This window comes from Bacillus sp. CZDM1 (assembly GCF_055502545.1).
In genome coordinates this window covers 64,216-78,823 of record NZ_JBUESO010000005.1, presented here as the reverse complement: position 1 = coordinate 78,823, position 14,608 = coordinate 64,216, and the positions used below count along the sequence as shown (strand labels likewise).

The window sequence follows — 14,608 nt, the reverse complement described above, 5'->3', positions numbered from 1 at the left end:
GGTAAGATATAAAGGATATTTATCGTGTATTTTGATAGGATTTTCTTTATCTTAAAGCGAATTTACTAAGTAGGATAAATCAGATATAAAGGAGCGTTTCATCATATGATGGGGATTTTAAATAAAGTGTTCGACCTCAATAAGCGCGAGCTGAAACGGCTGGACAAAATGGCGAAACAAATTGACGTACTAGCTGCTGAAACGGAAAACCTTAGCGACGAACAGCTCCGTGAAAAAACAGAAGAGTTTAAGCTTCGCTATCAAAAAGGTGAATCACTAGATGATCTACTAGTAGAAGCCTTTGCAGTCGTACGTGAAGGTGCTCGCCGGGTGCTCGGCTTATATCCGTACCATGTTCAGTTAATGGGAGGGATTTCTCTCCACGAGGGGAATATCTCGGAGATGAAGACTGGTGAAGGTAAAACTTTAACCGCTACCATGCCGGTTTATTTGAATGCCCTTTCTGGAAAAGGTGTTCACGTTGTTACCGTCAACGAATACTTGGCAAGCCGTGACGCCAACGAAATGGGACAACTTTATCAATTTCTAGGACTAACGGTTGGTTTAAACTTAAACAGCATGTCTAAGGAAGAAAAACAGGAAGCCTATGCCTGTGACATTACATATGGTACAAACAATGAGTTTGGCTTCGATTATTTGCGCGATAACATGGTCTTATATAAGGAACAAAAAGTACAGAAGCCACTTTTTTATGCGGTAATTGACGAGGTTGACTCCATTTTAATCGATGAAGCACGTACACCATTGATTATTTCTGGGACTGCTCAAAAGTCGGCGGTTCTTTATATTCAAGCAAATGCATTTGTTCGAACATTGACCAAAGATACGGATTATACCTATGATGAAAAAACAAAAGGCGTAATGCTGACTGAGGAAGGAATCAGTAAATCAGAGCGTGCTTTTGGAATAGAGAATCTTTTTGATATGTCACATGTTACTTTGAATCATCATATTAACCAGGCCCTGAAGGCAAATGTCAGTATGCACCTTGATATTGACTATGTTGTTCAAGATGGTGAAATCATCATCGTTGACCAGTTTACCGGTCGTTTAATGAAGGGCCGCCGCTATAGTGAAGGTTTACATCAGGCAATTGAAGCAAAAGAAGGTTTGGAAGTTCAAAACGAAAGTATGACAATGGCTACGATTACCTTCCAAAACTATTTTAGAATGTACGAAAAGCTTGCAGGTATGACAGGTACGGCGAAAACGGAAGAAGAAGAATTCCGTAACATTTATAATATGAACGTTATTGTGATTCCGACCAATAGACCGATCGCTCGTGATGATCGTCCCGATTTAATTTATTCCTCTATGGATGGTAAATTCCGTGCTGTTGTCGAGGATATTGCTGAACGCAATCAAAAGGGTCAGCCTGTTCTTGTTGGTACGGTAGCAATCGAAACATCTGAACTAATCTCGAAGTACTTATCGAAAAAAGGGGTCAAGCATAATGTCTTGAACGCGAAAAATCATGAACGCGAAGCTGAAATTATTGCTGAAGCAGGTTATAAAGGCTCTGTTACCATCGCAACGAACATGGCAGGACGTGGTACGGACATCAAGCTTGGTGAAGGTGTTATTGACTTAGGCGGTCTTGCCGTTATAGGAACAGAGCGTCACGAAAGCCGACGGATTGATAACCAGCTGCGTGGACGTTCCGGACGTCAAGGAGACCCTGGGGTAACCCAGTTCTACTTATCGATGGAGGATGAACTAATGCGCCGCTTTGGTTCAGACAACATGAAAGCGATGATGGAAAAACTGGGTATGGATGATTCTCAGCCTATTCAAAGTAAGATGGTTTCTAGAGCCGTTGAATCTGCACAAAAACGTGTTGAGGGTAATAACTTCGATGCCCGTAAGCAGCTTTTACAATATGATGATGTGCTTCGCCAGCAGCGTGAAATCATTTATACACAGCGTGACGAAGTGTTAGAATCAGAAAACCTGCGTGAAATTGTAGAAAAAATGATTCTTTCAACGATCCAGCGAAATGTTGACGCCCATGCGAATAAGCATGAGGATGAAGAAGAATGGAATTTGCAGGGTATTATCGATTTTGTAAATGCAAACCTGCTTCATGAAGGTGACATTACAGTAGAGCAATTACACGGTAAGGATTCAGAGGAAATAAGCGAAGCTATTTTTGCGAAGGTGAAGGAACGTTACAGCGAAAAAGAACAAATTCTTTCTCCAGAGCAAATGCGCGAATTTGAAAAAGTCGTTACGCTGCGTGCGGTTGATAGCAAGTGGATCGACCACATCGATGCGATGGACCAGCTTCGTCAAGGTATTCATTTACGTGCTTATGGACAGATTGACCCGCTTCGTGAATACCAGCATGAAGGCTTCGCGATGTTCGAGGCGATGATTCTCTCGATTGAAGATGAAGCTTCTATGTATATCATGAAGGCTGAAATCAGAAATAATCTTGAGCGCCAAGAAGTCGCAAAAGGTCAGGCAGTTAATCCGAAGGAAGACGGAGAAGCTGTGAAGAAAAAACCAAAAGTAAACCAAATGGACATTGGCCGCAATGACCCATGTTATTGTGGAAGCGGAAAGAAATATAAAAACTGCCATGGGGCGGGGAAATAAGTTAAGTTGGAGGGCCGGCAAATTGCCGACCCTCTTCCTTTAATTTCTTTTTCTAAAACGAATGACTCCGAATAGTATAATAGACAAAACTCCTATTCCTAGCAGTAAAGTCTGGAAAGGAAATGTCTGTTTTTCTTCTATCTGAATTTTATCATTATTTACTTCCTGATTTATTTCTTCCGTATCGGATTCTTTAGGTTCCTCTTTCAGGTAGTCATCGTAAAAGGTTCTAATTTTTTCTTCAGGATGTACAACCTGGCCAGTGTTAATTTGAATCATTCCATTTGGTCCGCCAACTGGTGTTAGAAAATTTGGATCCTTTTTTTCTAAAAAAAGCAGCATCTCTCCGCCTTGCTGTTGGAATTCATCTACCCAGCCATTGTCGAAATGATCGATTCCCGCCGTAATGGTGGATGGTATGTTTTCCCCTTTGTAAACCTTTGTTACCTCAAATTTAATACCATCAAATATGGATTGCCCTCCTCCTGGGACAGGCTTGCTTGAAAAGTCGTATTTTCCTAGTACTACAACCTCAGCTCTACTAACAACTTCTTGCGGTTCTAGGACCACCCAGCTTGTCGCCTCTACTGGAATACTTCCCATCGAAAAACTTGTTAAAAATAAAACAATACAAAAAATGATCCTTTGCATTCCCCTTCCCCCCATGTAATTCGAATCGTCACTCTATAACTTCATTGAACTATTTACTGTGTTTGTATTTCTCCTCTTCTTTATCCAACAGCTTACTTCCATATTTCGGCATCATTTCAAAATAACCTCTTTTAGTGCGGGCGTAATTTGGGTTATTTTTAGTTTTGGTTCACTATGAAGCTCCTATAGTTACCGTAATTCCTATCCATATATGTATTCAGTCACTAAGAACCCTTCAGTTACCCAAAAGCTTTTGGTAATTAGGTTTTCTGTCACTCCAGTTTTTCTGCATTGACCCAAATACATTTCCAATTAGCTTTCGGTCACTCCAGCACCTCTGCATTGACCCAAAACACTTTTCCAATCGAACTTCGGTCACTCCAGCACCTCTGCATTGACTCAAATCCCTTTTCCAATCAACCTACGGGCACTCCAGCACCTCTGCATTGACCCAAATCCCTTTTCCAATCAACCTTCGGTCACTCCAGCACCTCCACATTGACCAGAGTCACTTTTCCAATCTGCTTTCGGTCACTCCAGCCACCACCTACCGCTTTCCACCTAAAAAAAGTCGAGAGGTTTCACTCTCGACTAATGCTTCTTCAGCCACTCCTGCAAACCATCTATCTTCTTCCATAAGGGAAGATGCTCGTCTGCATAGATGATTGCTTCGTTTTCATCTCCCCAGTCGTAATGGTCGGGAAGATACATAGGAATATGTCTTTTTCCTGTAAGGTATGGAACTACATATACGTTTTCCTTCTTTGCATCCTTTAACATCCTAACAGCTTTTGCACTAAAACCATTTTTATATAATTCGAGTAAAAGCTTATTATATAGTCCATGTGCTGCTGACTCTTCATACTGATTCAACAGTTTTTCTGCTTTTACCAAATTATCTGTTTCCAAATAAATTGGAAACAACCTATAACGGATACCTTGGTTATCATTTGGATTAAGTTCAAGAAGTTCTTCGTATTCTCTAATAGCCACTATCTCTAGTTCCAATTCATAAAGAGTTTCTGCATAATTCGCTTTGGCACGCATATACGGTCTTGTTTCAAGCAGCCCCCAAAAATGACCTTTGTTTTCCTTGAAAAACGCCTTTCCAAGTTCCTTTTTCCCAATTTCCATTCCTTTTTTAGATAGCACCATAGCTTCTTCAGGGGTTGAAGCATTTTCTGCAAGAATAACATAAGCATCAACACAGTTCGAATCTAAGTTTAGAGCTTCTTCAGCAAGTTTATAACGTTTGGCACCTTGTACTTCCATTGCGTCATATATCAACTGCTGAGCACGTTCTTTGTTCGTTTTCGGTTCCTTTTTAGGACCCGGATTCAATAACTTCTTATTCAAAAATTCATTTATTTCATCGACTGATTCAAAATTACCACCTTGGATTTCCGCCAATACTTCCTGCATGGCTTGTTCTGTCGGCATTGGCCCTTGCAGCGAATTGAATGGCATCGCAGCTACTTGGTTTTCACTTTCTTCTTCATATGACATTTCAATAATGGTTCTAATATCTTCCTCTAATTCATCATCCAATTCAGCATATGTAGAAGAAAGGGAGCCAACAGATACACCATACAATTTAGCGGCTTCCTTTTGTGTTATCGGGGAAACCATATGATTAAACAACGTGAGTAAATAATGCATAGAGGCCGCATATAGATTCGGCTTTCTAATATTTTTTTGCTTTTTCTCACAAAATTTAAACCAAAGTATAATTCCTATATCTACCGTTGAGGGCGTTTCATCTAATGATTCCAGGTTTATCTTTAATAGCTCTGCCACTTCCTTGAATATTGGCTTCTGCCACTCCAAACTATCAATATTCACCATACCGCCAACCATAGTTAGGTCTTTCATTATCTCCATAAAAAACCCAGTTAAAAACTCCTGCCGTGAATGATAATCAGCCTCTCTACTTTTTTGTTCTATAAAGCCAATTGCTTGATTGACTGGTAATTCCGGCAAATCAAACGGCGCTGGGAAAAAGACATACTTTTGATCAAATGGCAGAAGGAATCCGATAAAAAAGGATCCTGCTTTAAATGGTTTTTGTGTATTTGTTAAAATTGCCTCAAATTTTTCAGAGGAAAATCCATCTGCCACTAGAAGTGAATTATTATCAACACTTACGATTTCACCTGCAATCGTTCTCGCTTCGGTCCATGATTGAAGGATGTTCTTCAATTTTGGACGTTTAATTTTCCCAACCTCTGATGAAATAAAGTGTTCTAAAATGGTTTCCCCATCTTCCAATGTGGTAAACAGTGAGAACCAGATCGTGTAAACAAATTCATAAAACTGGCGCTCGTCCTCTTCAATATCAAAGTAATCTTGATATTCCTCAAAGCCCTTAAATATTTCTACTTCAAAATGATTAAGAGCAAAGTGAAGCAGTCTCTTTTGCAATTCATCAATTTCACTTTCAATAACATGTGTAATCGACACAGCTTCCTTAGCGCCACAACACTTTTTATACTTTTTGCCACTCCTGCATGGACAAGGTTCATTCCGACCAATTGCTTCTGTCATCAGCTCTCGCCCTCTCTTCCTCTATGTATAGATATCATTAATTAAATAGTACCATTTTTGACAGATTAGTAGCGATTATACATAAATATTTCATTATTCAAGCTTTTAATTTGAATTATTAGAAAATTAAAATTATTATTAGTTTTATACTTGATTTTTAGTATTTAAACGGAAGGAGGCTTAGAGGGTTGAGAAGAGTTTTTTTGCTTCTATTTATGATTGTCGTTGCATTAGGGGTTTTACCGACTACAATTAATCTCGTGGGACCTCTAACCTCAAAGATAAGTGTGGTTAGAACCGATATCAATCCGTACCGGAATGCATTTGCCAATACCTTGATTGAGCTTGCTGAGGAAAGTCCATTCCTGCTTCCTAGTAAGCCCATTCAGAGCGAGGACCCTCAAATCGTAGATCTTGCGAAAAATTTAACTGCAGGAAAGAATAGCACTTCGGAACAATCAAGAGCAATCTTCACTTGGGTCGCACAAAATATTACCTATGATGTTGATACCTTAATCAGTGACGAATATTTTTATCTGGATCATCCCGACGCCCTTGAGGTGCTTAATTCTAAGCTGGCTATGTGTATGGGTTATTCAAGGCTGAACGCTGCTCTGCACCGCGCTATAGGAATTGAGGCAAAAGTGGTTTTTGGGGAGGGTCATGCTTGGAATGAAATAAAGATAAACGGAAAATGGCAGACACAGGACCCAACCTTTGCAGCGGGATTTTTAAACGAAGGTTCCCAGACCTTCATCAAAGTTTATTCTCCTCTTTATTTTTCAAAAACAGATGTAAAGAAGGAAGGGGAATATGATTGGTAAGGTAAGGCAAAACAAAAAGTGCACCTCGTCGGGTGCACCTTTTGTTAAAATTAATTGTTTCCTTTTTCTTTAGCTTCTTGCTGTTTCTCTTCAGCCTTTTTAGCTGCCTCTTGCTGTTTTTCTTCAGCCTTTTTCGCTGCTTCCTGCTGTTTTTCTTCAGCTTTTCTAGCTGCCTCTTGCTGTTTCTCTTCAGCCTTTTTCGCTGCTTCCTGCTGTTTTTGTTCGTTTACTTTTGTTGCTTCAGCTGTTACGTTTTCTACTTCATTGTTAACTTCCTCAACATCAGTTGCTTCTTCTTCTTCGATTTTCTGCTCTTTCTTGCTTAACTCTTCTTCAAGCTTTGACTGTTCAAGAGAAGCTTCTTCTTCTGAGATTTGTCCATCAGCTAGTTTTTCTTCGATATCTTTCATTTTCTCTGCAAATTTAGCATCTGCTTCTGCCAGTTTAGTAAACTTCTTATCTAGCTTTGCAAATGATTTTTGAATATTTTTCATAATGGCTTGTTGAGCCTTTGGATTTTCTACCTTTTCAAGAACTACCAATAATGAATCAATATTATGAGCAAGTTTGCTGTCTACTGCTGTTACTTCATTCTCAGCTTCTTCAGAAACAGCTTCCTCTGTTCCTTCTTCCGTTTCAGGTAATGTTTCTTCAGCAAGCTCTTGAGTAGAAATAGCTTCTTTTAATAGCCATTCTGCTTCTTCAACATTTCCTTCAGCAATTAACGCATTGGCTTCTGAAATACGCTCACTAGCATATTCTGCTAACAGCTTTGCCTCTTCAAAATCATTAAATGTAAAGGCAAGACGAACTTTTTCCGCCATTATTTTAACAAAATAAAAGAAATCACCAGGTACTAATGATGGAGCTTCCTCTTCTAACACTTCCTCAGCTTCCAGGTCAATTACTTCAGGATTATCCGCTGCTTCTTCGCTATCGGTTTCATCATTCACTACTTTCTCACCTGCAGATTCTTCAGAAGTTACCTCTTCAACAGCTTCATCACCAGGAGTTACTTCGGTATTAGTTCCCTCAACTTCTGCTTGCACTTGTTCATTTGTTGTATCCGTTTCAGTTGCTTCTGAACTATCTCCATTTGCTAATGCCTGTCCTGCGCCTAGTGAAAAAATAAGTGTTGTTGCAATCATGCCACTTATTAATTTGTTTTTCATGTTGAATTTCCTCCTAATATAAACATCTACTAAAAATTACGCCATTACTTAGCAATTTTTGTGGGCTTTTGTTAATAAAGTTTATCTCTTTTTTCATAAGATTAATATAGTAAATATATTTCCATTTCTTTAACAGGTACAAAAAAATGCACACATGATTTCATAAGAGAAATCATGTGTGCATTTTTGGTAAGAATTATCAAAATTATACCCTTAAACTTTTCCCACATATTTAAAGACATTAACCATAAATAAAATAACGCCAACCACGACAACAATTGACCCGATGATGGTTGGTGGAAGTGCTCCGCTAACCCCCAATATTTGAAGCGTAATCCCGCCTATCATAACTGGTACCCCAATATTGTGTAACCAGAATTGAGTTTTCGCCAGTTTTGAATTCGCTGCATTTGGATAAAAGTGATAGATAAGTCCAAACAATGCCATGCTTACCCAGCCAAGTAAATTAACATGTGCGTGAACGGATGTAAATCGGAAGTCATGAATAATTCCCATTGTCAGACCAGCAAGAACCCCAATCGTAAAATAAACAACTGCAATTTTTAAATACGCTTTTCCCACTTTGTACCTACCTCCTACGCTTAAAATTTTGTAACTATTATACTATATTTCAATTAAGCACCAATATTACTATTTACATTGAAAAAAACCTCCTATTAGTTTAGGAGGAAATAGGAATATTTTATGATTTTTTCATAGGTACAAAAAAACGCAGACCGGAGAATCCGGACCTGCGTTTTGCTGCTTATTAATGTGTTTCAATTAAGCCATAACGGCCATCTTTACGCTTGTAAACTACGTTTGTACGGTTAGTATCAGCATTGTTGAACACGTAGAAGCTGTGTCCTAACAGGTTCATTTGTAGAATCGCTTCTTCACTGTCCATAGGCTTAAGGTCGAAGCGCTTCGTACGAACTAGTTCTAAATCATCTTCATCCAGCTCTTGGACTTCTGTGTTTTCAGAAGTTGCAAACGTAACTGGGAAATCACCTTTTTCACGGAATTTACGATTAACCTTTGTTTTATGCTTACGGATTTGACGCTCAAGCTTGTCTGAAATTAAGTCAATGCCAGCATACATATCCACATTCGTTTCCTCTGCACGAAGAACTAGGTTTGGCAGGGGAATGGTTACCTCTACTTTAGAAGTTTTATCTTGATTGAATCTTAAATTCACATGTACCTTTGCTTCAGGTGCTTCTGTGAAATATCGTTCCAATTTAGAAATTTTCTTCTCAACATACTCTCTAATTGCTGGAGTTACCTCAATGTTTTCACCACGAACGTTATAATTCATCTGTGGACTCCTCCTTTATATTCCTATGTAGATACATTTCTATTTTACCCTATGATTATCCTGCTAAATCAGAACAATAATTTTGTCGAAATTTTGACAAAAACACAGGGGAAATAGTGACAACCATTTTCTATACATATAAAGCTTTTTATATTTCTTACACCTTAAGTCTATTATCAATTGGGTCAAAATACCACATTTATGTCTTACAATAGCCAACAAAAGTGTAAAAATAATGAACAATCCAAATAAAGCTCATCGTGCGAGCGTTAAGGATTGTATCCTAAACGCTCCCGATTCTTTTAATAGCTTTGCGGCATGCCTAAGAGTGGAACCTGTAGTATAAATATCATCGATTAGTAGTATATGTTTACCTTCTATTTCAACCTGTGGGTTAATCTTAAAAACCTGCGGAATATGAATTCGTTCCGAACGTGACTTTTTTGATTGTTTTTCAGCATGAACGCGGGTAAGGGGCTTGGCTGGGGTTAATCCTAACTCTACAATCAGTGCCTCTGCTTGGTTAAACCCGCGCTCATATAGCCGCTCAACACTTAATGGAATAGGCACAACTAAATCTGGCTGTATCTTTTTCAGAAATCCCTTTACACTTTCAGCAAATATTTTCGCCAATACATAATCACCGCGGAATTTATAGTTTGCCATTACTTCCTTAAAAAAATCGTTATAGAGAAAAATAGAATGATTCGCATGAAGATAGCCACGCCATTCACAGTCCTCCTCCCAACGTACGCAGTCATGGCACAAATCACCACGGCGAAACTTTTCTTCCAAAAATTGAAACGGCCTGCTGCACAGCTTACATTTTTCTCCTACCACTCTTTCGAATTTATCCTCACAGGTTGAACAGATAATGAGTTCTTTTTCTTCTGAGAAAATCGCGGTCCATCCAAAATCAGGTTTGATTTTTTCATGACAAATAAGACATTGGTTTTCGGGGAATATTTTCATGAATCAATTAGCCCCTTTCTGATTCCTTCTTGGTTCATCGCTGTAATTTGTTTTCTCGCCTTGATCATTTCCTCTGTTTTTCCATAATGGAAAAATGTCACGACGCCTTTGGGATAATCCTTGCTCCTTCCCGCTCTCCCAGCAATTTGTACCAAAGCACTTTCTGCAAATATGTTATCCTCTGCACCAATAACAGCAACATCAATATTGGGAAAGGTAACGCCTCGTTCTAAAATCGTCGTGGTCAGGAAAAGAAGGATTTCTTTGTTACGCATTTTTTGAACCTTCTCTTTACGGTCTGGATCCTCGGCATGAACAGCCTCAATTTCGGGAGCTAACTTTCTTAGTATGGGGAGAGCCTTCTCCATAAGGGCAATATGAGGAAAAAAGAGTAACACTTGCTTATTATGTTGAAGTCGTTCTTTTATCCAGTGGAGGATATTTGCCGGAAGCTTGTCTTTTTTCAATTGCTTTTGCCAGTTGCCACACCAGGTAAAGTGAGGAACAGGCAGTGGATGACGATGGAACCTTGCTGGGATGGTGGTGAATGCCCGTTTTCCTGTTCGGCACTCCCTTTGCCATTTTTCATTTGGGGTCGCCGTTAGGTAAATCATTGCCGACTCCGGTTTTCTTGCTTGAACAGCGGCATACTGGAGGGATTCCTCTACTGTATAAGGGAAGGCGTCGACCTCATCTAGAATAACCGTATCGAAGGCGTGATAAAAACGGAGCAGCTGATGGGTAGTCGCAATCGTAAGCGGTGCATAAAGATGGCGGTCCTCACTTCCTCCATATAGGGAAGCAACCTTTATTCCTGGAAAGGCAGCTTTCAGTCGTGGCGTCAGTTCTAGGACAACATCGGTTCGCGGCGTAGCGATACACACTCTTTTTTTGGCAGCAAGGGCGGATTCAATTCCTTCAAATAGCACTTCCGTTTTTCCTGCCCCGCAAACTGCCCAAACGAGCAGCTCTTTATTGGAATCCACCGCTTTAACCACCTGATTGGATGCTGCTTCCTGACCCTCCGATAACTCCCCTTTCCACTCTAGGATTTTTTTCGGCAAAGGGTGCTCTGGAGCTGGTCCATTCCAGCCAAGTAAAGGTGTACAAGCGCTGATTCTCCCCATCATCAAGCATTTACGGCAATAATGGCAGATTTCACCGCACCGCGAGCAGGGAAACTGTGCAAACCAATTCTCTTCCTTGTTGCCGCATCGAGAACAGGCTGGATGATTTTTGCTGTATTCGATTCCTTTTCGGTAGGTAACATAACCATTTTCATAATGTTTTTGGATTTCTTCGAGTGGAAATGGGAGGTCGTCCAGTAAGAGTTGTTTGCCTGTAAGAAGGAGTTGTAGCTCTGGGTTGAAGGAAAAGTTAGGATTTAAAGATGGCTGAGGAATGGTTTGGATTTTGGAGATTGGCAGGGAGTTTTCTCCTATTTGAGGAACCAAATATTTACCGTTTATGTAAAAACGCATGGGAACAACACCCCTTCACAGGTTGATGGTCGATTTGATTTTTGGTTTTATTATTAAACAAGAAATGATCACTCCTTTTTTCTGTAACATTCTACAATATATGCCAAAATTCCTGCTAGTTGTCGTATGATATTTTTAAACAGAGAAAGAGCCAGGCTCTTGCCTAGCTCCCAAAACAATAATCTATTTTTTCATCCACCCAAGACCCATGGCTCCTTCTCCTAGGTGAGTGCCAATGACGGGGCCGAAGTGGCTGAGCGAGAATTCTACATTTGGATACAAGCTTTCAAGCTCAGATTGCCATTCAAGACCCTCTTCCTTGCGGTTGGCATGGATAATAACGGCTTGATAAGGCTCACCTGAAGCAGCATCTTCTCCCAACAGGTCGACAATCCGTTTCATTGCTTTTTTCCGGGTGCGTATTTTTTCAAAGGGAACAATGACTTTATCCTCAAAGTGAAGCAGCGGTTTCACTTGTAGGAGGCTGCCAATAATCGCTTGGGCACTTGATAGACGGCCGCCCCGCTGTAGATGAGACAAATCGTCCACCATAAAATAGGCACGTGCCGTTTTTTTCAATTCCTCAAGTCGTAACATAATCTTATCTGCATCGACGCCGTCCTGAGCCATTTTGGCCGCTTCAATCGCATATAACCCCTGTGGCATGCAGCTAACCTCCGTATCAAATGGATACACCTTGAGATTTTCGACCATCGTACTAGCTGTGACTGCTCCAGCAAATGTGCCGCTGATCCCACTTGAGAGGTGGATGCTAATAACAGCGTCATAGTCTTTAGACAGTGTTTCAAACAGCTCTACAAACTGGCCGATTGGAGGCTGTGAGGTGGTTGGGAGTTCTTTCTCCTTCACTTGTTGATAAAATTGTCCTGCCGTAATGTCTACTTCCTCCTGATAGGCCACATTGCCAAAGATGACATTCAGCGGGATCATATGTATATTCCATTTATCGCGTATTTCTTTCGGTATGTATGCTGTACTATCCGTCACAACGGCCGTTTTCATATTGAAACCATCCTTAAAGTATGTTTTGTACTATTCTATCTGAAAAAGTATAAAAAAAACAGAGGGCACGCCCATTTGAAAGAGCGTGCCCTCATGTTTTTCTTAAATTAACGAACTTCAACCCAGCCGTTTTTAATAGCTGTAACAACCGCTTGTGTACGGTCATTAACATTCATTTTTTGTAAAATGTTACTCACGTGGTTTTTCACCGTTTTTTCACTGATAAATAAAGCTTCTCCGATTCCGCGGTTACTCTTTCCGTCAGCCAGCATTTGCAGTACTTCGCATTCGCGGCGCGTTAGCAGATGTAACGGACGACGCAGTTCTAGTGTTTGAACAAAAGCACCGCCGCCTGAACGTCCAGCTGTCAGCTTGCGGTATTCATTTACTAAGTTATGAGTTACCTTTGGATGTAAGTAGCATCCACCCTCAGCCACAACACGGACGGCTTCAATCAATGCATCAGCATCCATTTCCTTTAGCAAATACCCTCTTGCACCAGTTTGAAGGGCATGAGTAACATAGTTTTCATCATCATGTATAGATAAGATAATAATTTTAGTATCTGGAAATTTTTCTGATAATTCACGAGTAGCCTCAATCCCGTTCATCTGAGGCATATTAATATCCATAATCACAACATCCGGTTTATAAGCATTAACAATGGTTACCGCGTCACTTCCGTCATCACCCTCGGCAACAACTTGGAATGCCTTTTCGAATTCAAGAATTCGTTTAACCCCTTCTCTAAATAGCTGATGGTCGTCGATAATCGCAATCTTAGTCATCATTTATTTCCCCTCCTGCTCCGCATAAAATCATTTTATTTTTGTTTTAAGCCGTTATTGGAACTACGATAAAAACGGAAGTTCCTTTTCCAATTTTAGATTCAACCGTAATACTTCCTTCAAGAAGCTCTACCCGTTCTCTCATTCCAATGATGCCAAATGACTCGGGCTTTTTTTGGGTGGTATCAAAACCTGTCCCATTATCCTTAATTAGAACGGTTAGGTCATTCCTTGTCATTTCGAGCCTTACTTTTATTTCACAGGCATTTGCATGCTTTAATGCATTTTGCACAGATTCTTGAATCAAACGAAATAGTGCCACTTCATATTTCACTGGAAGCCTGCGTTCTAAACCAATGTTGGTTAATTCAATTTTCGACTTATTATGATATTCTTCGATGGTTTGCAGATATTTTCTGAGGGTCGGAATTAGGCCTAAATCATCAAGCGCCATCGGACGAAGGTCATAGATAATTCTTCGAACCTCATAGAGAGCAGCACGGACCATTTTTTTGAAGCTGCCAATCTCCTTAAAGGCTTCCTCAGGACCTTGCTCACGATAAACACGATCCACTAAATCAGATCTCATAATCACATTGGCAAGCATTTGTGCAGGACCGTCGTGAATATCTCTTGAAAGTCTTTTTCTCTCTTCCTCTTGTGCCTCGATAATTTTCAAACCAAAGTCCTGTTTTGCCTTTGCATTCTGTAATTCTTCACCCATAAGCTTTAAGTCACTCATCAGATAATTCATCACTACCGATATCTGCGAAATAAGCTGGTCGGCACGGTCTATCGTTTCATCGAGCCCCAATAGCCTGCGCTCGAGGTCTCCTCGCTTATCCAGCAGCTGTTTTTTATATTGCCAATTAATGGAAAGGTCCATTTGCAGCTGATGCGCTTTTTCATAAGCATCCCTGACCTCAGCTTCAGAATAGGCTTTAAAATTCATGCTAAGCTCTGATAGTGTTAACCTCGCCTTAAGCACCTGCTCTTCAAGGCGTTCTTCTTCTGCATTCAGTTTCACCATCATCTCTTTAATGGTTCTTAGTTCATTTGTCATATCATCGTAATCTTTTCGGCACTGCTCACTTATTTGAAAGATATCGCTTTTACTACTTGTGACAGTTTCAATCATCTCTTCACGTATCTCATCAATTGATTTTACATTAATCTTCTGAATTTTCGCCATGCTCTCCTCCAGAGACCTTTTATC

12 protein-coding genes are annotated in these 14,608 nt (G+C 40.1%); 2 read left to right on the top strand and 10 right to left on the bottom strand.

Translation table 11 applies throughout. The features are described 5' to 3' along the window. Positions 1 to 105 precede the first annotated feature (105 nt). Entirely contained in the window at positions 106 to 2,619 is a 2,514-nt protein-coding gene (secA, locus tag ACY3XC_RS13020; RefSeq protein ID WP_464868939.1) for a preprotein translocase subunit SecA, read from the top strand. Positions 2,620 to 2,658: 39 nt separating this feature from the next. Here the strand turns inward: secA and ACY3XC_RS13015 are convergent, their stop codons facing one another. Then, positions 2,659 to 3,270 (bottom strand): hypothetical protein, encoded by a 612-nt coding sequence (locus ACY3XC_RS13015; RefSeq protein WP_464868938.1) that lies wholly within the window; start codon positions 3,268 to 3,270, stop codon positions 2,659 to 2,661. A gap of 591 nt (positions 3,271 to 3,861) precedes the next feature. Then, on the bottom strand, positions 3,862 to 5,814 hold the full coding sequence (locus ACY3XC_RS13010) for an SEC-C metal-binding domain-containing protein (protein ID WP_464868937.1): 1,953 nt from the start codon (positions 5,812 to 5,814) through the stop codon (positions 3,862 to 3,864). Positions 5,815 to 6,002: 188 nt separating this feature from the next. Here ACY3XC_RS13010 and ACY3XC_RS13005 point away from each other — a divergent pair, with 188 nt between their 5' ends. Further along, the gene (locus ACY3XC_RS13005; RefSeq protein WP_464868936.1) at positions 6,003 to 6,638 is read left to right on the top strand and encodes a transglutaminase domain-containing protein; all 636 of its coding nucleotides are present in this window, start codon (positions 6,003 to 6,005) and stop codon (positions 6,636 to 6,638) included. Between the two features lie 50 nt (positions 6,639 to 6,688). On the opposite strand, the gene ACY3XC_RS13000 is transcribed toward ACY3XC_RS13005, so the two are convergent. The 8 genes from ACY3XC_RS13000 to ACY3XC_RS12965 all read right to left on the bottom strand — a co-directional run bounded on the left by ACY3XC_RS13000 (position 6,689) and on the right by ACY3XC_RS12965 (position 14,584). Then, the gene (locus tag ACY3XC_RS13000) at positions 6,689 to 7,810 is read right to left on the bottom strand and encodes a DUF5667 domain-containing protein (RefSeq protein WP_464868935.1); all 1,122 of its coding nucleotides are present in this window, start codon (positions 7,808 to 7,810) and stop codon (positions 6,689 to 6,691) included. Between the two features lie 213 nt (positions 7,811 to 8,023). Continuing rightward, positions 8,024 to 8,392 carry a cbb3-type cytochrome c oxidase subunit I gene (locus ACY3XC_RS12995; protein WP_464868934.1) on the bottom strand — a complete coding sequence of 123 codons (369 nt, stop codon included), beginning with the start codon at positions 8,390 to 8,392 and terminating at the stop codon, positions 8,024 to 8,026. A 187-nt stretch (positions 8,393 to 8,579) separates the two neighbouring features. Further along, positions 8,580 to 9,128 (bottom strand): ribosome hibernation-promoting factor, HPF/YfiA family, encoded by a 549-nt coding sequence (gene hpf / locus ACY3XC_RS12990; protein ID WP_179156580.1) that lies wholly within the window; start codon positions 9,126 to 9,128, stop codon positions 8,580 to 8,582. Between the two features lie 255 nt (positions 9,129 to 9,383). Then, positions 9,384 to 10,100 carry a phosphoribosyltransferase family protein gene (locus tag ACY3XC_RS12985; RefSeq protein ID WP_464868933.1) on the bottom strand — a complete coding sequence of 239 codons (717 nt, stop codon included), beginning with the start codon at positions 10,098 to 10,100 and terminating at the stop codon, positions 9,384 to 9,386. Continuing rightward, positions 10,097 to 11,581 carry an ATP-dependent helicase ComFA gene (locus ACY3XC_RS12980; protein WP_464868932.1) on the bottom strand — a complete coding sequence of 495 codons (1,485 nt, stop codon included), beginning with the start codon at positions 11,579 to 11,581 and terminating at the stop codon, positions 10,097 to 10,099. The genes ACY3XC_RS12985 and ACY3XC_RS12980 overlap by 4 nt, the downstream gene beginning before the upstream one ends. A gap of 183 nt (positions 11,582 to 11,764) precedes the next feature. After that, positions 11,765 to 12,604 carry a DegV family protein gene (locus ACY3XC_RS12975; protein WP_464868931.1) on the bottom strand — a complete coding sequence of 280 codons (840 nt, stop codon included), beginning with the start codon at positions 12,602 to 12,604 and terminating at the stop codon, positions 11,765 to 11,767. A gap of 107 nt (positions 12,605 to 12,711) precedes the next feature. Then, positions 12,712 to 13,392, bottom strand: coding sequence for a response regulator (locus ACY3XC_RS12970; RefSeq protein WP_251634273.1), 681 nt, complete (start codon positions 13,390 to 13,392; stop codon positions 12,712 to 12,714). 46 nt (positions 13,393 to 13,438) lie between these two features. After that, positions 13,439 to 14,584: a sensor histidine kinase gene (locus ACY3XC_RS12965; RefSeq protein ID WP_464868930.1), complete on the bottom strand. Its 1,146-nt coding sequence runs from the start codon at positions 14,582 to 14,584 to the stop codon at positions 13,439 to 13,441. Positions 14,585 to 14,608 lie beyond the last annotated feature (24 nt).

Excerpts from the sequence above, each read along its gene's own strand:
- ACY3XC_RS12975 (WP_464868931.1), bottom strand. The coding sequence starts at position 12,604 with ATGAAAACGGCCGTTGTGACGGATAGTACAGCATACATACCGAAAGAA.
- ACY3XC_RS12985 (WP_464868933.1), bottom strand. The coding sequence starts at position 10,100 with ATGAAAATATTCCCCGAAAACCAATGTCTTATTTGTCATGAAAAAATC.
- hpf (WP_179156580.1), bottom strand. The coding sequence starts at position 9,128 with ATGAATTATAACGTTCGTGGTGAAAACATTGAGGTAACTCCAGCAATT.
- ACY3XC_RS13010 (WP_464868937.1), bottom strand. The coding sequence starts at position 5,814 with ATGACAGAAGCAATTGGTCGGAATGAACCTTGTCCATGCAGGAGTGGC.
- ACY3XC_RS12980 (WP_464868932.1), bottom strand. The coding sequence starts at position 11,581 with ATGCGTTTTTACATAAACGGTAAATATTTGGTTCCTCAAATAGGAGAA.
- ACY3XC_RS13000 (WP_464868935.1), bottom strand. The coding sequence starts at position 7,810 with ATGAAAAACAAATTAATAAGTGGCATGATTGCAACAACACTTATTTTT.
- ACY3XC_RS12965 (WP_464868930.1), bottom strand. The coding sequence starts at position 14,584 with ATGGCGAAAATTCAGAAGATTAATGTAAAATCAATTGATGAGATACGT.
- secA (WP_464868939.1), top strand. The coding sequence starts at position 106 with ATGATGGGGATTTTAAATAAAGTGTTCGACCTCAATAAGCGCGAGCTG.
- ACY3XC_RS12970 (WP_251634273.1), bottom strand. The coding sequence starts at position 13,392 with ATGACTAAGATTGCGATTATCGACGACCATCAGCTATTTAGAGAAGGG.
- ACY3XC_RS13015 (WP_464868938.1), bottom strand. The coding sequence starts at position 3,270 with ATGCAAAGGATCATTTTTTGTATTGTTTTATTTTTAACAAGTTTTTCG.